Raw genomic sequence first — 22,468 nt, forward strand, 5'->3', positions numbered from 1 at the left:
CCTTGTATCAATTCATTATAACTATTCACGAAGTAACGCTCTCATATTAACTCTCTCTTTTGTATCATATTTTGAGGTCATTTGACCAAGATATACAATCTATGACTTTAATAGATTTTACCTATAAGCAGTTCAATCTTAACGTATATAAGTTGTTCCGCTTCTCTCCATAAGGTAAAATATAGCTGAATTCAAATCAGGTACGCAGGAGGGATAATCACCATGCAATATTCGTATTTGGGTAAATCCGGTCTCAAGGTTAGTCGTATTTGTCTTGGTACCATGAATTTTGGACCCATCACAGACGAGAAAGAAGCCTTTCGCATTATGGATGCCGCGCTGGATGCAGGAGTGAATTTTTTTGATACCGCTAACATTTATGGCTGGCGTGAGAATTCAGGTCTGACAGAAGAGATTATTGGCCGTTGGTTCAGCCAAGGTGGCGGCAGACGTGAAAAAGTTGTACTTGCAACCAAAGTCTACGGCTCCATGCATGACGAGAACGACGGTCCTAACAATGAGGCTGGGCTATCCGCATATAAAATTAGACGTCACCTGGAAGGTTCCCTGCGCCGCCTGCAAACAGATCACATTGAACTGTATCAGATGCACCATGTTGATCCTGTTGTTACCTGGGACGAGCTATGGCATGCGTTTGAGAACGCAGTGCATCAGGGGAAAATTGGCTATGTAGGTTCAAGTAACTTTGCGGCTTGGCAGATTGCCATTGCACAGAGTGAAGCTAAAAACCGCCATTTCCTTGGTCTCGTTTCTGAACAGCATAAGTATAGCCTCAATTGTCGTTTACCTGAGCTCGAGGTTCTTCCAGCCGCCAAAGAATTAGGTTTAGGCGTAATTCCATGGAGTCCTCTGGATGGTGGACTATTGGGACGTAATGCTCTCCAGAAGCTTGAAGGAACGCGCAGTGGCGGAATATCTGAACGGATCGAACATCAGCAATCCCAACTGGAGCAATTTGCGGCATTATGTCGTGAACTTGGTGAGCCACAGGATACAGTAGCCCTTGCCTGGGTAGCTGCGAATCCAGCAGTTACAGCACCTATTATCGGCCCACGTACACTCGAGCAGTTTGAGACTTCGCTCAAATGTCTGGAAGTTACGCTAGACGAGGAAGTTCTTAAGCGCTTAGATGAGATTTTCCCAGGCCCTGGTGGACATGCCCCGAACGCTTATGCTTGGTAATATTTGAATGAACTTGATATCGTACTTTATATCTGAATGAACCAGCAGTTGTACCGTCTTATTTATGCTGTGAGATAAAATCATAGGATAGCCAAAAAGTCTGACCCTTGTAACAGTAAGGAGGTCAGACTTTTCTGGTTTCATCAACCTATGATTCTCTGTGACTGCACGTTAGCCCAGACATTACATAGCGATTTCGCTCAATGCTGGCTGCACAAGTATATTACAGATTCACATTTACTCGGTTCGTGTATGTTTTTCGTTTCTCGATCAATTGGTTCACACCATCGACATAGGCACGCGCACTTGCACCCAAAATGTCAGTGCTTACCCCACGTCCCTGTACAGACACTTCATTTTGGGTAAGAACAACATGAACTTCACCCAATGCATCCTTACCATGTGTAACGGATTTGATCGAATAATCGGATAAAGTTACCTCTTCCCCACTAACCAGATCAATAGCATTGTAGATCGCATCCACAGATCCATTTCCTTCAGCCTGCTGTTCGATCGTCTTACCGTCGAGGGTTGTGATGCGAACTTTCGCTGTCGGAACAGATTCATCTCCGTATGTTACAAAGATGGATTCCAGTTTATACACCTCAGGTGCATCCTGCAATTTCTCTTCAATCAGAGCCAGTAGATCTTCATCCGTAACTTCTTTTTTCTTATCTGCAAGATCTTTGAATTGGCCAAATGCGCGATTCAGCGCTTCTTCCTCCAACTCATAGCCTAGCTCGATCAAACGTTCACGGAAAGCATGACGTCCGGAATGTTTACCCAGTACAAGTTTACTTTCCTTCAGACCAATAGTCTCTGGTGTCATAATCTCATACGTAGTTTTCTCTTTCAACATGCCATCCTGGTGGATTCCGGATTCATGTGCGAATGCATTAGCACCAACAATCGCTTTATTTCCAGGCACAACCATACCCGTCAAGCGGCTCACGAGACGACTAGTCCGTGCAATTTCAGAAAGTTGAAGTGATGTTTTGGCTTGGAAAAACTCTTGGCGAGTCTCCAGTGCCATCGCAATCTCTTCGATTGCTGTATTGCCCGCACGTTCACCGATTCCGTTAATTGTTCCTTCAATCTGGTCAGCACCATTCAGGATCGCGGCAAGCGTATTTGCTGTAGCCATTCCCAGGTCATTGTGGCAATGAGCACTTAGCTGTACTTTTTCGATCCCATGTACATTCTCTTTGAGATGTTTGAAAATGTTACCGTACTCATAGGGGCTCAGATAACCGACTGTATCTGGAATATTAACAACGGATGCGCCTTCCTCAACTGCCATATTCACCATTTCTACAAGGAAATCATACTCTGTACGTCCTGCATCCTCCAGAGAGAATTCAATTTTAGAGAACGTTTTCTTTGCATAACGAATTGCAGAACGAGCCGTATCAAGCACCTGCGCTTTGTCCATACGCAGTTTATGTTGACGGTGAATCGGTGACGTCGCCAAAAAAACGTGAATACACGGATCCTGTGCACCTTTCAGAGCTTCTTTTACAGCATCAATATCTTGTTCTCTCGAACGAGAAAGGCCAATTACTGTAATATCTTTCACCGCTTTGGCTACCGCGTTCACTGCTGCCAGATCCCCTGGAGAAGCTGCTGGAAAACCCGCTTCCATCCGGTCAATACCAAGCCGCTCCAGCTGGTGTGCAATCTCTACCTTTTCACGAGTGTTTAGGTTAACTCCCGGAGATTGTTCTCCATCACGCAGCGTTGTGTCAAATACATAGATTTTACGCACGCTTCGCACCTCCTTGACTTGATAATTATTCAGGCAAGTGGGTTCATTTCATTACCGTCGTTAATAGACGACAACATTTACCTCTTGCCTCTTTAAACCAGTAATAGCGGCTCACGCATAAGCACGGCCGCTATTTCCAGTTGAAACTGTGAATTGCTATAATTCCTTAAACGAAATGCTTATTTCTTGATCCAGTGCATCATCTCACGCAATTGTCCGCCAACCACTTCGATTGGGTGTTCAGCTTCGTTGCGACGAGTTGCTGTCAGGAATGCACGTCCGGATTGGTTTTCCAAGATGAAGTCGCGTGCGAATTTACCTTGTTGGATATCCGTCAGTACTTCTTTCATTGCTTTCTTCGTATCTTCAGTTACAACGCGAGGTCCAGTTACATAGTCACCGTATTCTGCTGTATTACTGATGGAATCACGCATACTTGCAAGTCCACCTTCATACATCATGTCAACGATCAATTTCAACTCGTGCAGACACTCGAAATATGCCATTTCAGGAGCATAACCTGCTTCTGTCAACGTTTCGAATCCAGCTTTCACGAGGGCACTTACACCACCACACAGAACCGCTTGCTCACCGAACAGGTCAGTTTCTGTTTCTTCACGGAAGGAAGTTTCGATAACGCCTGCGCGTGTGCAACCGATACCTTTTGCATAAGCCAAACCGATCGCTTTTGCATTACCTGTTGCATCTTGCTCAATCGCGATCAGACCAGGTACACCGAATCCTTCCACGTAAGTACGACGTACCATGTGGCCAGGGGACTTAGGAGCTACCAGCAATACATCGCTGTTTTTTGGAGCAACGATTTGACCGAAATGAACGTTGAAACCGTGGGAGAAGAGCAATGCAGCGCCTTCTTTGAGGTTTGGTTCGATTTCGTTTTTGTAAACAGAAGCTTGTGTTTCGTCTGGCAACAAGATTTGAACGACATCAGCACGGCTAGTTGCTTCAGCCGGGGAAAGAACTTCAAATCCATCATTTTTTGCAGTATCGAAGGATTTACCTTCACGAAGTCCGATGACTACGTTCAATCCGCTATCACGCAAGTTTTGAGCTTGGGCATGGCCCTGGCTACCGTAACCAATTACGGCAATCGTTTTTCCTTTCAATACGCTAAGCTCTGCATCCTGTTCATAATAAGTAGTTACTGGCATGTTTATAAGTCCTCCTTTGTATTGTAAAGAACCCTTCATTAATGAGCGGGTGTCTCAAGGGACCGACACGTTAAGTTGATTTAACGGGGGTTGGTCTGCTGCGATCCGTTCAGACACCCGCTCGTTAATGCGGGTGTGTATTTCTCTTTTCAAGCGTTACATCACTAAAATGTTAAATTGCAGGCAGTGCCAAAATTCGTGTTGCTCTACATTTTCAAAGAAAATTCATAATGATTTATGCGTTTCCTCTTACCAATGCCGTTACACCTGTACGAGAGAGTTCGCGAATACCGTATGGTTTGAGTAACTCTATCATAGCATCAATTTTGTCAGTATCTCCTACAACCTGTACCATCAGGCTACCAGGTCCGATATCAACAACAGCTGCTCTAAAAGTCTCGACAACACCCATAATCTCAGGTCGTTCGGAAGGTTCTGCTTTCACCTTAATTAGTGCAAGCTCACGAGCAACCATAGGTTTCAAACTGAAATCGACAACTTTGATGACATCAATGATTTTGTACAATTGTTTCTCAATTTGTTCCAATGTTTTATCATCACCGGTAGTGACAATGACCATCCGGGACAAACCCGGCTCTTCCGATTGCCCCACCGTAATACTCTCAATGTTGTAACCGCGTCGACCGAACAAACCCGATACCCGCTGAAGGACGCCCGGCTGATCGTTGACCAAAATCGAAATTGTATGTCTAATCATTTCTCAGCATCCCCCATCAGCATTTGATCGATTGTCGCTCCTTGTGGAACCATTGGATATACGTTTTCTTCCTTGCGTACAACAAACTCTACAACGACTGGTCCCGGTGTGTCCAGTGCTTCTTGCCAAGCTCGCTCCGCTTCTTCCTTGTTCGTAGCGCGCAAGCCTTTAACACCATAGGCTTCTGCCAATTTAACAAAATCAGGGCTGCCCGCCAAATCAATGTGACTATAGCGATTCTCATAGATGATTTCCTGCCATTGACGTACCATTCCAAGTACTTGGTTGTTAATAATAACAATTTTCACTGGAATGTTGTTAATTGCACAGATTGCAAGCTCTTGAGAACACATCTGCATACCACCATCACCGTTAATGGAGATAACCAGTCTGTCAGGATTCGCCATTTGAGCACCGATTGCTGAAGGGAATCCGAAGCCCATTGTTCCCAAACCACCTGAGGTTACCCAAGAACGCGGCTGATTGAATTTGTAATATTGAGCTGCCCACATCTGATGCTGTCCAACATCCGTCGTTACAATTGCCTCGCCTTTCGTTGTATCGTTTAACAACTCTACAACCCATTGCGGTTTCAATTCTTCATCGGAATCAGTGTAGCTGTAAGGCTTCTCTTGTTTCCATTGCTTGATCTGATCTCTCCATGCATCCGCACGCTCTGCACGTTGCACTTCTTTATTCGCAATTTCCAGCACAGTCTTCACATCACCAACAATTGGAATATCTGTTGCAATGTTTTTACCGATTTCGGCTGGATCGATATCGATGTGTACAATTTTGGCATGTGGCGCAAAACCGTCCAGTTTACCCGTTACCCGGTCATCGAAACGTGCTCCGATATTGATTAACAAATCTGATTGTTGAATAGCTAGATTCGAAGTATACGTACCATGCATACCTGGCATCCCTGTCCACAATTCGTGTCCACTTGGGAATGCGCCTAAGCCAAGCAAAGTTGTTGTAATTGGAATACCTGTCTTCTCAACGAATTCGAAGAGTGCTTCGTGTCCACCAGAGTAAACAACGCCACCACCTGCGAGAATCATTGGACGCTCTGCCTCTTGAATAGCTTGTGCCAAGCGATCAACTTGCAGTTTGTTCGGTACAGTACGAGGATTATACCCTCTAAGCACAACAGGCTCAGTACTTGGCTCGAACAATGTTTTGTTAGCAGATACATCTTTCGGAATGTCGATCAAAACCGGGCCTTTACGACCTGTATTAGCGATGTGGAATGCCTCGTGAATGACACGTGGTAGATCCTTAACATCTTTTACCAAGTAACTGTGTTTCGTAATTGGCATTGTAATACCCGTGATGTCTGCTTCTTGGAAAGCATCCGAGCCGATCAGGCTGGAGACAACGTTACCTGTAATCACAACGAGAGGAACTGAGTCCATATACGCTGTCGCGATTCCAGTAACCAGATTGGTTGCTCCTGGTCCGGAAGTGGCGATACATACGCCTACCTTACCACTCGCACGTGCATATCCGTCAGCTGCATGAATGGCACCTTGTTCGTGACGAGTTAATACATGCTTGAAATCCTCGAAACCATACATTGCGTCATAGATATAAAGTACTGCACCCCCAGGGTAACCGAAGACACAATCTACACCTTCCAGCAACAAGCTTCTCAGCAAAATCTCGGAACCGCTAATGACCTCCGGCTTCATCCATTTTTCACGTAATTCATCTGTTGACCGTACTTCTGGAATTTGAGCACCCATTAGTCATCCTCCTCTCGAAATTCACACCATTCTGACATTAGAAGTTACAAAAAAAACCTTCCATCCCCTGCAAACAAGTTCATGCTTGCGAGGGACGAAAGGTTGTCGCTTCCGTGGTACCACCCAACTTTGTCCGAAATTTCGCAATAACGGACCTTACCAGGTACAAAAAACAATAGTCCTAACGGACATATCCGTTATCTATACCTGTTGTCTGTAACGCAGACATACGATTTTCCCTAATAACCAGTTGGAGTGACATCCAATGCTTTTCAGGAAAACAGCTCCGAGGTGAGCTCGTATATAAGGGATAATGGTGGTGGTTTCAGCAGATCCAGCCACTCTCTGAGCAAAAGAGCCCTTAAAACTTCGTCCTCTTCATAGCCGATGAAATATTCTCGTTAAATGTTAGGAACATTATATGATTCTACTGAGCGATAAGTCAATACCTGTTTTTGATAAAAATTTTAAACGCATACACTTTTCATCTTCAATGACTAATGTAACCTAAACCTACTACTCTCATTCAGTCACCTTTTATCTTACTACAGGCATAGGATACACAAGCAGCATGACTGGTTAAGAGAGGAGGCTCTCTATGGTAATTCGGCAACGCAAATCTAAGCTGGATGACACTGCCATTATGAGACTGATTGATTCTCAACTTGTTCCCCTTTCTCATATGAGTGAAAGTGAAATCAATAAAATACGCAAAGAAATACCCCTGCGAATGAACAGGGGCATGACCTTTGTAGTCTCATCGGAGCCTGACCAAGAAGCGGTCGCATTCATCCATTTTCTTATGCATGGTGAACTTCTATACGTAGATATGATGGCCGTTACCACGAAAGAGCAGCGAAAGCGCTACGGACAGAGCTTGTTACTCAAAGCTGAGCAATTTGCCGCATCAAGAGGCTGCAAAAGATCCAAGGTTATGGTCGATGAAGGAAACATCAAAGGTCTACAATTTTATCAAAAAAATGGCTATAGTACGATTCGCTATATTATGATTAGCCGCTGCTACGAAATGGAAAAAAGAATCTGATCACACTAAAAATGTGTAGTCCTCAAAAGAAACCTGGTGGACGTGGTCCTGGTCCATATGGTCCAAATCCAGAACCTGGTCCGTAGCCTGGACCACCACCATATCCTGGACCCGGTTTCGGACCTGGTCCGTAGCCAGGGCCGTACCCAGGACCATAACCGCCTCCGAAACCTGGGCCTGACCCGTAAGCATAAGGCAAAGTCGCGATGGCGAGCAGATCAAATAAAACAAGTGGCAGGATCGCCTTTGTACGTACTTTTTTCCCATCCATGCGCTTCAAAACCAATTTATTTCCCGACACTTTCAACAGCTTCCCAGTAACTCGAGTACCATCCTTTTTAACGGCAACAATATTTTTGCCTATGAATTTCATCGCCGCATGACGCGTAACATGTTGTTTCATACTTTCCCCTCCTCCTCGCATCGTTCAGAACAGTGTATTCGTCCATGGCTCACTTCGCCTGTTTCTTTGTCCCTACCAGGAAATATGGGTATTATCAATAAACAAAATCTACGATATTGTAGTCCTTGTATTAAAAAGATATTCACCACAATAAACTTTTCACGAGGAGCAATCACTAGTGCTCGCTTCCACTGCGAAGGGATTTCGAGGAAAAGTCGTCGATGTCGCTGAATACAGTTATCACCCCGAACAACCGTTGGTCATTTTCTGAGAAAAAATAAATGTTACGAAAGTCTGTTGCAAGATCGAACGAAAGCGGAAGCATTGGCCCAGGTCACCAAAATCTCCAATCAGACGACGGAGCCACTATTTGTCATTCATAAAGATGCGTGATCCATTCCGATCAAGGCTTTCATTATATGAATCCACAATTCCATCCTTAGTGAAGAACATGGGATTTAGTCAATCCATGTCACGTCAAGGAAACTGTTGGGATAATGCCCCTCAAGAATCGTTCTTGAGGCATTTTAAGGATGAAACGAATATCAAAGAATGAGAAACATTTGAAGAATTAAAACGAGAAACTAAGATCATATGACGTAGTACAATCATAATCGAGGGCAATTGAATTTGAAAAAGCTGCCGCCTGTAAAATACAGACAGCAGCTTCAACAGGTTCCCTAGTTTTTAGAAATGTCCTTTACAAAGGGTACACTTTAAAGATTGATCATGGTTTCTTTACTTTCAATTAAAATAAAACATTTCCATTGTTGAATACAGTCCCCATATAACCAGTAGCAGCTGTAGCACTTATTCCTAAGGTTATAGCTCCACCAATAGAGACACTTGCATTACCAGTGACTGATGTGATACCCGATTCTTTATAATATTTACCACTTACTTCATAGTGGATTTTATTTGCATGCTCTAAATTTACATATATGGTGCCAATAAAAGCATACGAAATTCTTTTAGAATTATGGTAGTAGATTGGATCTAAACTTGTATTGAGGATTTTTACAATACCACGGAAGCTACCACTTTCACTTGTTTCACAGTAAAAGTTTAAAGTCGGTTTATAGTCACTAAAATCATTCAATGTTTTAGTTAGAGTTCTGTAAGTAGCAGATTTAGCTGCCATTAAATTACTGTCATTACTCTTAATTTTGGCTCCAGAATTACTTATTATAATATTAGAAGCTTCCTCTGCTGTAATACCTTCCTCTTTAGCCATTACAGCAACCAACTCATCAAATGTCAAAACATCACTTACTACCATATCTTCAGATAAGTTTTCGAAACCATTTTGAAGATCAATCGCTTCGATATTTCCATCAACGTTCGAACTTACTTCAACATTATTATTTTCATCTGCAAATGCAGGTGATCCTGCTGCTAAAAGACATACCGTAAGGCCGCTAACTAATATTTTCTTTAAATACAAATTATATCACTCTCTTTCTTTTTTTGGGATATTTATACAATAGTACTAAAGTAAAAAAAGTAAAGTTAAATAATGTAAATTATTTGTTGATTAATTGCATTACTATCGATAGGCACTTTCAGAAAAATAAAAAAACTTCTGCTAAGCAAAGCTTAAGACACCGTAACAAAATGGTCTCAATGCATTACTTTAACAGAAGAAATGATAGAACTTAAAGAAATAATATTATTTTTAAAGATAATAAATTTAGTCTAAAAAAACTACTAGCGAATCCTACCTTTTACCCGGATCATACGCTTCACCGAGTGCAGATGGAGCCGAAGAACGCCCTACAGCCGCTACAAGAACAATAAGTGTTAACATATAAGGTAGCATATAGATAATTTCCTGGGGAATACTTTGGGTCCATTCAAACATCTGCACATAGTTCCTTATCGCTTGTGAGAAGCCGAAGAAAACAGCAGCACCGAATGCACCGATTGGATTCCATTTACCAAAAATCATCGCTGCAATGGCAATAAAACCTTGTCCAGAAACTGTGTTATGCGAGAACGTACCAGTCGTAGTCAAAGTAATTACTGCACCTCCAATAGCAGCAAGTGCACCACTGATCATAACCCCAATATAACGGTAACGAAGGACTTTGACACCAACAGTATCTGCCGCACTTGGGTGTTCGCCTACCGAACGAAGACGAAGGCCAAATGGCGTTCTAAACATAATATAATATGTCAGGAATACAAAAAGAATCGCAAGATACGTTGTTGGATATACATTTTTAAAGATTGCCTCTCCCAATAGAGGTATATTCTCTAGGAACGGAATATTGAGTTTATTAAAGCCTTGTACCAATGGAGAATCTCCAGCACCTTCAAACAATAACTTAACTAAATAAAGCGTACTTCCTGCTGCTAGGAAGTTAATGACAATACCACTAATGATCTGGTCTGCCTTAAATGTAATTGAAGCAACCGCATGGACAAGTGATACAACTACACCTAGTACAACAGCGCACAAAATCCCCATCCATGCCGAAGTCGTTCCACCCATTCCTGCTTCTTGAGCATAATGCGCCCCGATGCCAGCTGCAAATGCTCCAAATACCATGAAACCTTCAAGACCCAGGTTAGTAACACCGGATTTCTCTGAGAAAATACCGCCCAAGGATGCAAAAATCAATGCCGTGGCAAAGACAAGCGTCGTATTGATAATTTGCCCGATTGTCAACAAGTCCATCTACAACACCTTCTCTTTCTTGCGCTTGGAATAGAACGGTTTAAGTACCCAGCGCACGATGCCTTGTGCCGCAATGAAGAAGATAATCGAACCAATAACAATCCGAATAATCTCGGGTGGTACATCCGCGGCGAAACTCATTCCCGCAGAACCGTAAGTGAGCGTACCGAACAGCAACGCACCTAGAAGCACACCAAATGGGTGATTCAAACCGATCAAAGCAACAGCAATCCCATCAAAACCTGTACCTGGGGATCCTGTCATTAAGGTTTGGTATTGGAATACGCCCAAGACCTGAAAGGCTCCGCCCAACCCAGCAAGCATCCCACTAATGAACATCGCTTTGACAATGTTACGATTTACATGCATACCGGCATACTCAGCTGCATTTGGATTTAGACCAACTGCACGAATCTCAAATCCTTGCTTCGTTTTCCACATGTAAATGTAGAAGATTACCACTATAACTAATCCGATTAAAGTACCAAGATGAACACGCGAGTTACCCATCAATTCGGAGAGCCAAGTAAGGCTTATTGATGCTGAATCACTAATATCAGCTGAACGATTCTCCCCTGGTTGCAACAAGAACTGACGTACAATCAAGTTGGCCAAATACAGACCAATCCAGTTCAACATGATACTACTGATAACTTCATTTACACCGCGCTTCGCTTTCAAATAACCTGCAATTGCTGCCCATAGTCCACCAAATACTGCACCTGCGATCAGAGCCAGTGGAGCATGAATGTAGATCGGAAGTCCTGTGAATTTCACACCAACAAACGTTGCTGCTGTCATCCCAACGAGGAATTGTCCTTCTCCCCCGATATTGAACAAACCAGCACGAGATGCGAAGGCAAAGGCAAGTCCAGTCATAATAAGCGGAGTCATTTCACGAACAGCTTCACCGAAGTTGTACATGTCCCCAAATACCTTTGTGAACAATGCACCATAAGCCTCAACTGGGTTATATCCACCAATCAACATAACGATACCGCCCAGGATCAGACCCATAACAATCGCTACAACAGGTAAAATAAATGAATCACGGGTAAACCATTTTAATACGTTATTCATGCACTGTACCTCTCTTTTGGGTGCTGCCCGCCATCATCAAGCCGAGCTCCCTGTCATTGGTTTCTTCTGGCAGCACCTCGCCTACGATCTCTCCCTCATAAATGACAGCAATACGATCGGAGACATTGATAATTTCGTCCAATTCGAAAGAAATCAGCAGCACTGCTTTCCCCTGATCGCGCTGTGCAATCAACTGCTTCTGTACAAACTCAATCGCCCCTACATCCAAACCACGAGTAGGCTGAGCAGCAATCAGCAGTTCTGGGTTTTTATCAACCTCACGGGCAATAATGGCCTTTTGTTGATTCCCTCCAGACAGGGAACGCGCTTTGGTCTCAATACTTGGTGTACGCACGTCAAAAGCCTCGACAAGTCGCTTCGCTTGCTTTTTAATCGCATCGAAGTTCAAGAAGCCTCTACGTGTGTATGGAGATTTATAATACGATTCCAGTACGATATTCTCGCTGACTGAAAAATCAAGAACAAGTCCATGTTTGTGCCGATCCTCAGGAATATGAGCTACTCCCGATTCGGAGATACGTCTTGGAGATAGATTAGCAAGCTCCTTGCCTTGCAGACGAATGGAGCCACTCTCGATCTTGCGCAGTCCGGTAAGTGCCTCAATCAACTCACTCTGTCCGTTACCATCTACCCCTGCGATACCGACAATCTCTCCTGCACGCACATTGAGGTTCAGTTTATTAAGAACAGGCATGTCCTCTTTGTTTCTAGCAGTCAACTGGCTAACTTCCAGAATGTTAGCACCGGGTGTAGCTGGCTTCTTGTCCACTTTGAATGTGACATTGCGTCCTACCATCTTCTCCGCTAATTCATTCGGATTGGTCTCCGCAGTCTTCACTGAATCGATGACTTTACCACGACGAATAATCGTTACGGTATCCGAGATTTCCATAATTTCTTTCAGCTTATGTGTGATCAAAATGATGGACTTACCTTCAGCTACGAGCTTTTTCATAATGATCATCAGTTCTTTGATCTCTTGCGGTGTCAAGACCGCCGTAGGCTCGTCAAAAATCAGAATATCCGCGCCGCGGTACAAGGTCTTCACGATCTCTACACGTTGCTGCATTCCGACCGAAATATCATGTATTTTGGCATGTGGATTCACTTTCAAGCCATATTGCTCAGACAGACGCTGCACTTCTGCAGCCGCTTTTTTATAATTAATGTTGAGACCCTTTGTTGGCTCAGATCCCAAAATAATGTTCTCTGTTACCGTGAACGGCTGTACGAGCTTAAAGTGCTGATGCACCATACCGATTCCCAAATCGATGGCCTTGTTCGGACTATCGATGATCACTGGCTTGCCATTCACCTCAATGGAACCTTCATCTGGCTGATAGAGACCAAATACAATATTCATCAATGTTGATTTACCAGCGCCGTTTTCGCCCAGTAGAGCATGAATCTCGCCTTTACGAAGCTGGAGGCTGATGGCGTCGTTGGCAACAATGCCTGGAAAACGCTTCGTGATTTGTTTTAACTCAACGACGGGGGTTGCTGCACCCATGTAATCACCCTTATACCTGATATAGTGTGGTTCCACAAACGTAAGAAAAACGTCTAGCGACGTTTATTAGGAATAATAACTGCCATTCAAACAGCGATTTCTTGCTTATCGACTTACTTCACTGTGCGTGTGGATCAGATGATTCTTAGATGTTAGAACAAGTCTCATGACAATCATAAGGCCGGTCTTGACCGGCCTCCATGACTATTCATTTGCATAACTTCGAAATCGATTACTCAGTAGGTACTTTGATTTCGCCGTTGATGATTTTTTCTTTGTACTCGTCAACTTTAGCAAGTACATCAGCAGGAACATTAGCAGTAGAAGTATCTGCAATACCTACACCATTATCCTTCAAGGTCAATGTTTCAGAACCACCAGCAAATGTACCATCAACAACTTCTTGGTTAACGCGCTTAACCGCTTCGTCAACTTTTTTGATCATGGAAGTCAATGTTATTTCATCACCAAACTCAAGAGATTGGTCTTTGTCAACACCGATAACCCATACATCTTGACCTTGTTTCTTACGAGCAATTGCTTCGTTGAACACACCGTTACCTGTAGCACCGGAAGCGTGGAAGATAATGTCTACGCCTTGGTTATACATTGTAGCAGCTGCTGCTTTACCAAGATCAGGTTTATCAAATGCACCTGTGTAGTTGGGGATGAATTGAGCATCAGGATTAACTGCTTTTACTCCTTCTCTAAAGCCTACTTCAAATTTCTTGATAAGAGTACTCTCAGCTCCACCTACAAAACCAATTTTATTTGTTTTCGTAGTCAAACCAGCAACTACTCCTACAAGGAAAGAACCCTCTTCTTCTGCAAAAGTAACTGATTTAACATTAGGAGAATCCACTACGCTATCAATAATCGCAAGCTTTGAGTCAGGATTTTGATCAGCTACATCTTTGATCGCTTTCTCCAACTGATAACCGATACCCCAAGTCAGGTCATATCCATTTTTAACAAATTCGTTCAAGTTAGGAATGTACTCTTCATCGGATTTACTTTGCAGGTATTTAACGGCTACACCTGTTTCAGTTTCAGTTGCTTGCAGAGCTTCCCAAGCGGATTGGTTAAAGGACTTATCGTTAACTCCACCTACGTCAGTTACCATACCAATTTTCAAATCGGATTTCGCTTCAGTAGCTTCGCCACCCGTAGTTCCTCCGGCATTTGTTTCTTCTTTTGGTTTGCTTCCGCAACCTGCGAGCATTACGGATACTGCCAGCAACATGACCAAAGACAAGCTGAGCATCTTCTTCATTTTCTTTAGTTCCCCCTTAATGATATATACCTAATTTCTACCTAGGCTCATATGAATCGGAAGAACAGATGCCAAGCACGGTTTGGTTGTGGAATGTATGCCTAATTCGACATAATAAACACATTCTACACTTAACTTTACCGGATCATCTGTCGAAAAACCGAACATTATGACTAGAGAGAAAAGTTTAGGACTTGCCTACTAGAGGTGATTATACATTTAACCAGTGTTAAAATCTAGATGTTTCATAACCAAAAACCACTTATTTTTGCACTTTTATTGTTGAAAGCGCTTAAAAATTTAGCAGTTTAACACGCTAACGTTACAACGATGTGATGTTATATAACAAATATATTCCATATTGAGGGTCATCAACTAATAATAAGTCTTTTTCATTTGCACTATTTAATGATTCGGGTTTTATGTACTACCACAATGCTCTCATACCCTTTACTGCCATTTTAAGTGTACCCTTCCTGACAGTTGTATATTCTTCACGCAGAATCTGGCGTAAAAAAAGCCGCCATAGGTACGGCGGCTTGTATAAATATAATTTAGGCGTTGATTTTACCTTTAGCTACAGTAGCCAAAGAGTTGAACGCATTGATGTCGTTAACGGCCAGATCAGCCAACATTTTGCGGTTCATATCTACACCAGCAAGTTTCAAACCATGGATCAGTTTGTTGTAAGACAAACCATTCATACGTGCTGCAGCATTGATACGAACGATCCACAGTCTGCGGAAGTTACGTTTCGTGTTGCGACGGTCACGGTATGCGTATACCAGGGATTTCATTACTTGCTCGTTAGCTGTTTTAAAAATACGGTGTTTGGAACCGAAATAACCTCTTGCCAGTTTCAAAACCTTTTTATGACGACGACGTACTACAAAACCGCCCTTGACTCTTGCCATATTAAAGAACCTCCCAAATAAATATTAAATGTATCCGTGGTATGTGTACGGCCGTAGCCGATCCCCCATACGGAATGTATTGTACTGAATTAGCCTTTGAGGTTAGCCAAACCTTGTTTCAAACGTCTCACGTCACCTGCAGCCATAACTGGGTTACCATTCAGAACGCGCTTAGCACGTTTTGATTTGTGGGAAAGCAAGTGGTTTTTGTGAGCTTTGTAACGAAGGACTTTACCGGAACCGGTAATTTTGAAGCGTCCTTTCAAACTGCTGTGTGTTTTCATTTTAGGCATTTTGTGTTTCCTCCTTCAATGTTATCAGGCTTTAGGAGCCAGAATCATGATCATACTGCGGCCTTCCAATTTTGGTTGACGCTCGATAGTGCAAAGTTCTTCAACTTCCACCTTAACGCGCTCCAAAATCCGCTGACCAATGGCGGCATGTGCAATTTCACGTCCGCGATAACGAACAGAACATTTCACCTTGTCGCCCTCTTTCAAAAACTTAACTACATTACGAAGCTTCGTTTGATAATCATGCTCCTCAATATTGGAACGGAACCATACTTCTTTAATATCAACAATTTTCTGGTTCTTACGGGCTTCTTTGTCTTTCTTTTGTTGCTCATAGCGGAATTTGCCATAGTCCATGATGCGACACACCGGCGGTTTAGCCTGTGGTGCCACATTGACCAGATCCAAGTTCAGATCAATCGCCATTTGTAGTGCTTCACGAATCGGCGTGATCCCAATTTGTTCTCCTTCAGCTCCGACAAGGCGTACTTCTTTCGCCCGAATCTCATCATTAATCATGTGATCTTTACTAATAACCGTCCACCTCCAGGTCATTTTCAATACTGTAATACAAAATTAAAAGGGATGCCGGTTAAACTACCGACATCCCTGTAATCAACACAATTCTTCATGAGTATACAACTTCATAAATTATTGGGATCGTTGACCAGCCAACATTTGTTGGTCAGGTGAGAAGTCGGACTTCTTCTTGTGATTCCATATCACTATTTGTTTAACGCACTTGAATACTATACCACCTGTAGTAGTCATTGTCAACAGCTTTACAATTTTAATTTCAAACCATTGTAAACCCGCTCACCAACTACTCAAGTATAAGATATAAGCATTACCCTTGTTTGCTCTGCACCTCATCCAAACGTACAACACGTGTATGTTGAGTGTGGCTCCATTGCTTGTTGTTCTGTGTAAAGAACGCATAGAACGTAATTGGGTACCAAGAGAGCAGATAGATCGGGAACAACACCAGGTATAGATATACTTTGGCAAAAGTAACCTTCTCCAGCGCCATTGACAGCAAGAACGTCAAAATGTTCAAACCGATTGCTACAAATCCTACCCATAATGGGAAGTACCCATACACATTGGCGATATTCGGACCATTAAACACCGCTGTATCTACCCACATTACTGCTGTCAGCAAGAAGGTTAGCAATACTACGTATACGTTGGCACCATATACAGCAAGGTCGAATTTGACCAAGCTTCTTTCTTTGATACTTTGCCACAGCAACGGGAAGAAATATCTCCGCGCAACAGTAAAGTGACCTTGCATCCAACGAAGACGTTGTCTAGCTGAAGCTTTGAACGTCAACGGTTTCTCATCAAACACCTTAGCATCATAGTTGAAGACCGGATAGACATTACGTTGCACACTACGCATCGTAAACTCTAAATCCTCTACCAAGCTCGTTGCACCCCAACCAATTTCCTTCAGCAAATTAGTCTCGAAGCACATCCCTGTACCTCCAAGGAAATTCGCCATGTTCAGGTTGTAACGAGACAACTGCCACAGACGGTTAATGTACCAGTACGATACGCCATACGCTGCTGTAATCCAAGAATCTTCTGGATTCTTTGTATCAATGTAACCTTGGATCACGCGCGCTCCATTACAAAGGTCATCGTTCATCTCAAGCAAAAAGTTACGATCTACCAGGTTATCCGCGTCAAACATAACAACTGCATCATACTGACGTGGCAATTTCCACAGATATTTGAGCATCCACTCAATGGCATATCCTTTACCTCTGAGATCCGCATTCGTACGAACACATGCGTTCAATCCATGGTCTCTAACAATTTGAGCTGTTCCATCTGTACAGTTGTCACAGATAACAAATACATCGTACAGATCTTCTGGATAATCAAGTTCTTTCAAGTTTTCCATCAATGCACCAATGACCTGTTCCTCATTGTGTGCAGCGACCAGTACAGCAAATGACTTTGTCGCTGGATAATTTTTCTTTTTCTTTTTCTTATACAGACCGAACAGCGAAAACGTGAATTGGTACACAGCTAGCAGTGCAAGTAGCACCTGCAGCGTGACGAATATAGCGTCCAACATCGTTCTCTGTTACCCCCTTTTATTCAAACCCATTACTAACCTACAAGCGTTTCTCTTCCTGCTTCTGCATCTTATTTTTTTTGTTGTGCAGAATATGACCCTGTTCTTTTGAATACTACGTGAGTGCTTTGAACAATGTTTCAAACTTGGCTAGAACCTAATTGGCTGCTTTATCGATTTTGGATTCTTTTTAGCCATTTGTCAAAACCGCAATTTCACTTCCTGAAGCAGAAATGTGAACATTAAACGCTAAATTGGCACTCCGCGACACTGTACACTTGCATTCATGCCAGTTATGTCTTATTTTCAGCCGTTTGCTTGTTTTTTATTTCTATAGTCCCTGCTTTTTTTCTAAGATACCTATATAGCTCCAGAGTCTACATATCTAAATAACGCAAACCAAGCCCAAAAAGTTCAACAAAAGTTTAATATAAATCACACAATTCTTTACCTCATTTCAGCAGCATTGAATCATTGTATCTTTTTTGGCTCGTCCAAGTCAAAATGTTAAGTTGGGTTTTCATCCACACTTTAACATGAAATTTACTTTCTTCACATGTCTTCTTCTTGAAAAGGACAACATTTAAAAATATGATAAACATATCCCTGAAATAACCCAGGCATCTTAAAGTGTGTGTTCAAAAAGGACGCTTTTCAGTACCGAGAAGATGGGACGAAGATAGAAATGGAGTAGCGGAGCGTAGGCAAACTACGTGAGCAACTATATGTTTCCGAAGGAAACAAGCTTCGTAAGCATCCCGCTTATTTCGGCTGAATTCCATATTCGATGCTGCGATGCCGCTCGCGCATCCTTCGTAATCAAAAGCGGACTTTTTGAACAACCTCTAAAAAACGGTTATATAGTAATCAGGACAAAAAACCGGAACCAGAACTTACCCGGAAATACTGCCGCCGATTAGGGCGTGTCAGAAAATTCTGAAGGAAGCAGATTTTGCCGAATTTCCGTTCCAAGTAAGGAAGTTTTCCGCTGGCGTGCCGAGGCACGTCAAGGGAAAGTGACTCAGCAGAGAGGGAAAGGCGGTAAAAGATGTACTTCAGCAAGTTATGAGACACGTTCTGGGGCGGCCTGACTGGCAGGAGGCCAATATGAGCCGTTTATTTGTTAAGTTTCAAGAGTATGATCGAAATGTGTTTATGTGGATTAATGGTCGACTTCATAATCGTTTTATGAATTTTTGGCTCTATTACTTCACCCATCTGGGCGGGGCGACATCATCCATCGCCATTTCACTATTGATATGGTTGCTCGCACCGGCTCCATGGAATACAACAGGACTTCAAGCCTGTGTAGCTCTAGCAGTTAGTCATATTCCCGTGGCTATCGCCAAGAAGCTGTATCCTCGTATACGGCCTTACCTTGCATTACCAGACACGATTACGTTTCGTAATCCTTTGACCGATCATTCATTCCCATCTGGACACACCACCGCGATCTTTTCGGTTACCGTGCCATTTATGACGATGGATCCATTTCTTCTGAGCGTATTATTGCCTGTAGCGCTTGTTGTCGGATTCTCCCGAATATACTTGGGGTTGCATTATCCTTCCGATGTCCTTGCTGGTGCTACAATCGGTACTTTGGTCGCACTCGCGACAGTTGCATTCTGGACTTAAAGTCGATATGTTAGACGAAGGAAAACCTAGCAGGAACAGGTGAATCAAGCGTGGAGAAAAAACGAGTATTACTATTATCAGAAGGTTTTGGTGCAGGACACACTCAAGCGGCATACGCCCTTTCCAGCAGTTTGCGCAAACTTTCTACCGATGTGCAGACCAAAGTTCTAGAACTCGGAAGCTTCCTTAACCCCCGGGTTGCACCATTGATTATTACTGCATACAAAAAAACCGTTACCAACCAACCCAAGTTAGTCGGCTATGTATACAAACATCAGTATAAAAAGTCTCTAAATCGATTGACTACTTTGGCGCTGCATAAGCTGTTCTATACTCATACACGCAGTATTGTTCGTCAGCTTCGTCCAAATGTCATCGTTTGTACACATCCCATTCCAAGTGCTGTGATATCCAGGTTGAAGCGATTGGGCGTGCAAGTGCCACTGTGTACTGTGATTACTGATTATGATGCTCATGGTACCTGGATCAGCCCTGAGGTGGACTTATACCTCGTCTCTACAGATGAGGTGAAGTCCAAACTGATGCTGAGAGGTGTGTCTGTAGACAAAATTCGAGTAACAGGCATACCTGTTCACCCTAACTTTTGGGAGCACCCCGGACGTGATGAGATCCAGAGCAGGTTCAATTTGAAAAATATGCCTACCGTATTAGTCATGGGCGGTGGTTGGGGAATGCTCAGTGATGAAGTTGTGAATCAGATGCTTACCCGTTGGCACAAGGATATTCAGCTCATTTTCTGCTTGGGGCGGAATGACAAAGTAAGAATCAGCATGGAACAGAATCCTATATATCAAAAAGAAAACATTCATATCATCGGGTACACTAACGAGGTAGACAAACTAATGGAGGTTTCCGATCTGCTCATCACCAAGCCTGGTGGAATGACATGCAGTGAGGGTCTTGCCAAGGGTATTCCGATGTTATTTCATAATCCGATTCCAGGTCAGGAAGAAGAGAACGTTCATTATTTTACTTCTAGAGGCCTTGGAGAAGCGATCACTTCCCTAGATGTTGTAGTGAACTGGATGAATCGGCTGTTACATAAATACCCGGATATTGTCCGTAAACGTAAACGCCATTTGGCTCAGATTGCCAAGTATCATCCAACACAGAGTGCGCAGAGCATCATTGATCTATTAGAAATTCGTTCTTATCCATCCGATCAGTCAAGCGTTTAACGCTTCTAACAACTCATATCTATACGAAAAAGGGTATCTTCGTTATGAAGGTACCCTTTCTTGTATGGGTTTAAAGTAGCAGAGCCAGCGATTCCCATATCGGAATTAACGCAGTTTTTGTTGGGTATCGGGTATAAGGTTATCCGTGCGATATCAATACTAGATCATTGAATCCCAGCCGATTTCAGATATTCTTGCCACTGCTTCGTATATTCACTTTGGATTTTTTCAAGTCCAGCCTGCTTTGCCTTCTCCATAAATGTATTCAGTCCTGTCTCGACATCGGCTACTAAGCCTACGTTTAGCGGGTAAAGATACTGTTTCTCCACTTGCTCCAATGCTGCCTTTTCAGCCTGATAAGGTGTCCAATCCTCTGCAAATCCAGTGAAAATATCAGGCTTCTTAATTTTGTCGAGTTCCTCGAACATGCTCAGGACATCGTCAAATGACTTGTCATACAGCATGAATTCCGGATTACGCCATGCCCAGCCATTCATGCCTTCACGTGGGAAGCCATTCGTTTGAGCATCGCCAATCATTTTGTAGTAGCCATCTTGTACTTCGAAGTTTTTACCCTCTACACCATACTCAGTAAGCCAGTTGTATCGTTTATCTGTAACCAGCTTCTCATAAAATGCGAGTGCTCTTTCTGGATTTTTACTGCTACGCGGAATTGCAAAACCGTTATGAATCGGATGAACCGGTTGTGCAAACCCTTTCGCATTCGGGTATGGGAAATAACCCAACTTCCAATCAGGGTGTGTTGACTGGATTTTAATTACGTCGGCATTGAATTTGTTCGGATTCTCTCCTGAGAGAATCACAGCCGCTTTGCCATTTTGCAGCAATGAATTAGAAGTGTCTTTCACATTCAGTACGTTTTTCGGGAAAAACCCTTTGTCCATCCAGCGCTTGTAGGTTTTTAGATCTTCCAGATGCTGTGCTGAACCCCAATAGGAAGCAACATTGGACGGTGAATCATACATGATATCCAGACCATAAGGTAACTGACCAGCTGTATTTACGAGTTTAGAGTTCAATTGACGAATGCCATGCGTATGGTTTGCATTGCTGTCTGCGATCGGTATCATATCCGGTTCATTCGCTTTGATCCCCTCAAGGTAAGCTTCGAGCGTCTCCATAGATTCAGGTTTAGGCAAATTATACTTCTCACGTAAATCCTCACGGTACGCAATGCCTTCGGTTACATATTCAATCCATGTGGAAGGAACTGTATAGATTTTATCATTGATTTTGACAGCATTCCACATATCCTCTGGTACATGCGCTTGCAGAGCCGGTGCAACCTTAGGCAGCATTTCATCCAGCGCTAGGAACGCACCTTTTTTAGCATAGGACTGGTAGAATGTCCAATCGGCTGTAAAGATAAGGTCTATCGGTTGCCCCGAGGAGAGCAGCAATTTATATTTTTGATCCCAGTCTGTCCAAGAGGTGTAGTTGAATTTGACGTTGACGTTCAGATCAGCCTCAGCCAATTTATTAATTTCTGATTCAATGGTCGGTAGGTCTTTCGGTGCATCACCAAGCATGTAGAATTGCAGGGTTACTTTGTCTCCTCTGGAAGTTGAAGAGCCTCCCTCTGCACTACCTTGTGTCGATTCCCCCGAACCTGTGTTACATGCGGCCAGCACCCCAGCAAACATCATTAAGGCAATAATTAGAGACAGGTGCCGAAGAAATGTTTTGTTTCGCATATGCATCC

19 protein-coding genes and 1 pseudogene are annotated in these 22,468 nt (G+C 43.0%); 5 read left to right on the forward strand and 15 right to left on the reverse strand.

Annotated elements, in window-relative coordinates; all coding sequences use genetic code 11:
* The first annotated feature begins 222 nt into the window (after window positions 1–222).
* Window positions 223–1,203, forward strand: a complete 981-nt coding sequence (locus tag ASD24_RS18405) for an aldo/keto reductase (RefSeq protein WP_056698654.1) — start codon at window positions 223–225, stop codon at window positions 1,201–1,203.
* Window positions 1,204–1,426: 223 nt separating this feature from the next.
* Here the strand turns inward: ASD24_RS18405 and ASD24_RS18410 are convergent, their stop codons facing one another.
* The 4 genes from ASD24_RS18410 to ilvB all read right to left on the reverse strand — a co-directional run bounded on the left by ASD24_RS18410 (window position 1,427) and on the right by ilvB (window position 6,606).
* Window positions 1,427–2,968: a 2-isopropylmalate synthase gene (locus tag ASD24_RS18410; RefSeq protein WP_056698657.1), complete on the reverse strand. Its 1,542-nt coding sequence runs from the start codon at window positions 2,966–2,968 to the stop codon at window positions 1,427–1,429.
* 179 nt (window positions 2,969–3,147) lie between these two features.
* Window positions 3,148–4,140 (reverse strand): ketol-acid reductoisomerase, encoded by a 993-nt coding sequence (gene ilvC, locus ASD24_RS18415; protein WP_056698659.1) that lies wholly within the window; start codon window positions 4,138–4,140, stop codon window positions 3,148–3,150.
* Window positions 4,141–4,375: 235 nt separating this feature from the next.
* Window positions 4,376–4,858: an acetolactate synthase small subunit gene (gene ilvN, locus ASD24_RS18420; RefSeq protein ID WP_056698662.1), complete on the reverse strand. Its 483-nt coding sequence runs from the start codon at window positions 4,856–4,858 to the stop codon at window positions 4,376–4,378.
* Window positions 4,855–6,606, reverse strand: a complete 1,752-nt coding sequence (ilvB, locus tag ASD24_RS18425) for a biosynthetic-type acetolactate synthase large subunit (protein ID WP_056698665.1) — start codon at window positions 6,604–6,606, stop codon at window positions 4,855–4,857. The genes ilvN and ilvB overlap by 4 nt, the downstream gene beginning before the upstream one ends.
* 598 nt (window positions 6,607–7,204) lie before the next feature.
* On the opposite strand from ilvB, the gene ASD24_RS18430 reads away from it, so the two are divergent.
* Entirely contained in the window at window positions 7,205–7,651 is a 447-nt protein-coding gene (locus ASD24_RS18430) for a GNAT family N-acetyltransferase (protein WP_056698668.1), read from the forward strand.
* Window positions 7,652–7,673: 22 nt separating this feature from the next.
* Here the strand turns inward: ASD24_RS18430 and ASD24_RS18435 are convergent, their stop codons facing one another.
* On the reverse strand, window positions 7,674–8,054 hold the full coding sequence (locus tag ASD24_RS18435) for a hypothetical protein (protein ID WP_056698671.1): 381 nt from the start codon (window positions 8,052–8,054) through the stop codon (window positions 7,674–7,676).
* Between the two features lie 392 nt (window positions 8,055–8,446).
* Here ASD24_RS18435 and ASD24_RS31070 point away from each other — a divergent pair.
* Window positions 8,447–8,738 (forward strand): annotated as a pseudogene (locus ASD24_RS31070) (IS3 family transposase); the annotation flags it as partial.
* Window positions 8,739–8,802: 64 nt separating this feature from the next.
* Here the strand turns inward: ASD24_RS31070 and ASD24_RS18440 are convergent.
* The 9 genes from ASD24_RS18440 to ASD24_RS18480 all read right to left on the reverse strand — a co-directional run bounded on the left by ASD24_RS18440 (window position 8,803) and on the right by ASD24_RS18480 (window position 17,911).
* Window positions 8,803–9,498 carry a hypothetical protein gene (locus ASD24_RS18440; protein ID WP_056698674.1) on the reverse strand — a complete coding sequence of 232 codons (696 nt, stop codon included), beginning with the start codon at window positions 9,496–9,498 and terminating at the stop codon, window positions 8,803–8,805.
* A 273-nt stretch (window positions 9,499–9,771) separates the two neighbouring features.
* Entirely contained in the window at window positions 9,772–10,734 is a 963-nt protein-coding gene (locus ASD24_RS18445) for an ABC transporter permease (RefSeq protein WP_056698676.1), read from the reverse strand.
* Entirely contained in the window at window positions 10,735–11,814 is a 1,080-nt protein-coding gene (locus ASD24_RS18450; protein WP_056698679.1) for an ABC transporter permease, read from the reverse strand. It abuts the gene before it with no gap.
* The gene (locus ASD24_RS18455) at window positions 11,807–13,345 is read right to left on the reverse strand and encodes an ABC transporter ATP-binding protein (protein ID WP_056698682.1); all 1,539 of its coding nucleotides are present in this window, start codon (window positions 13,343–13,345) and stop codon (window positions 11,807–11,809) included. Before ASD24_RS18455 ends, ASD24_RS18450 begins: the two co-directional genes overlap by 8 nt.
* Before the next feature lie 232 nt (window positions 13,346–13,577).
* Window positions 13,578–14,618, reverse strand: coding sequence for a BMP family lipoprotein (locus tag ASD24_RS18460; RefSeq protein WP_056698684.1), 1,041 nt, complete (start codon window positions 14,616–14,618; stop codon window positions 13,578–13,580).
* A 554-nt stretch (window positions 14,619–15,172) separates the two neighbouring features.
* Window positions 15,173–15,532, reverse strand: coding sequence for a 50S ribosomal protein L20 (gene rplT, locus ASD24_RS18465; protein ID WP_017689664.1), 360 nt, complete (start codon window positions 15,530–15,532; stop codon window positions 15,173–15,175).
* Window positions 15,533–15,621: 89 nt separating this feature from the next.
* Entirely contained in the window at window positions 15,622–15,825 is a 204-nt protein-coding gene (gene rpmI / locus ASD24_RS18470) for a 50S ribosomal protein L35 (RefSeq protein WP_017689665.1), read from the reverse strand.
* Between the two features lie 24 nt (window positions 15,826–15,849).
* Window positions 15,850–16,344 (reverse strand): translation initiation factor IF-3, encoded by a 495-nt coding sequence (gene infC / locus ASD24_RS18475; RefSeq protein ID WP_056698687.1) that lies wholly within the window; start codon window positions 16,342–16,344, stop codon window positions 15,850–15,852.
* Between the two features lie 328 nt (window positions 16,345–16,672).
* Window positions 16,673–17,911 (reverse strand): glycosyltransferase family 2 protein, encoded by a 1,239-nt coding sequence (locus ASD24_RS18480; RefSeq protein WP_056698693.1) that lies wholly within the window; start codon window positions 17,909–17,911, stop codon window positions 16,673–16,675.
* 1,107 nt (window positions 17,912–19,018) lie between these two features.
* Here ASD24_RS18480 and ASD24_RS18485 point away from each other — a divergent pair.
* On the forward strand, window positions 19,019–19,546 hold the full coding sequence (locus ASD24_RS18485) for a phosphatase PAP2 family protein (protein WP_056698698.1): 528 nt from the start codon (window positions 19,019–19,021) through the stop codon (window positions 19,544–19,546).
* A 50-nt stretch (window positions 19,547–19,596) separates the two neighbouring features.
* A complete protein-coding gene (locus ASD24_RS18490) occupies window positions 19,597–20,745 on the forward strand; it encodes an MGDG synthase family glycosyltransferase (RefSeq protein ID WP_056698700.1) in 1,149 nt (382 codons plus the stop codon).
* 164 nt (window positions 20,746–20,909) lie between these two features.
* On the opposite strand, the gene ASD24_RS18495 is transcribed toward ASD24_RS18490, so the two are convergent.
* Window positions 20,910–22,466 (reverse strand): ABC transporter substrate-binding protein, encoded by a 1,557-nt coding sequence (locus ASD24_RS18495; RefSeq protein WP_397339571.1) that lies wholly within the window; start codon window positions 22,464–22,466, stop codon window positions 20,910–20,912.
* Window positions 22,467–22,468 lie beyond the last annotated feature (2 nt).

Origin of the sequence: Paenibacillus sp. Root52 (genome assembly GCF_001426865.1) — a bacterium.
Lineage (GTDB): Bacteria > Bacillota > Bacilli > Paenibacillales > Paenibacillaceae > Paenibacillus.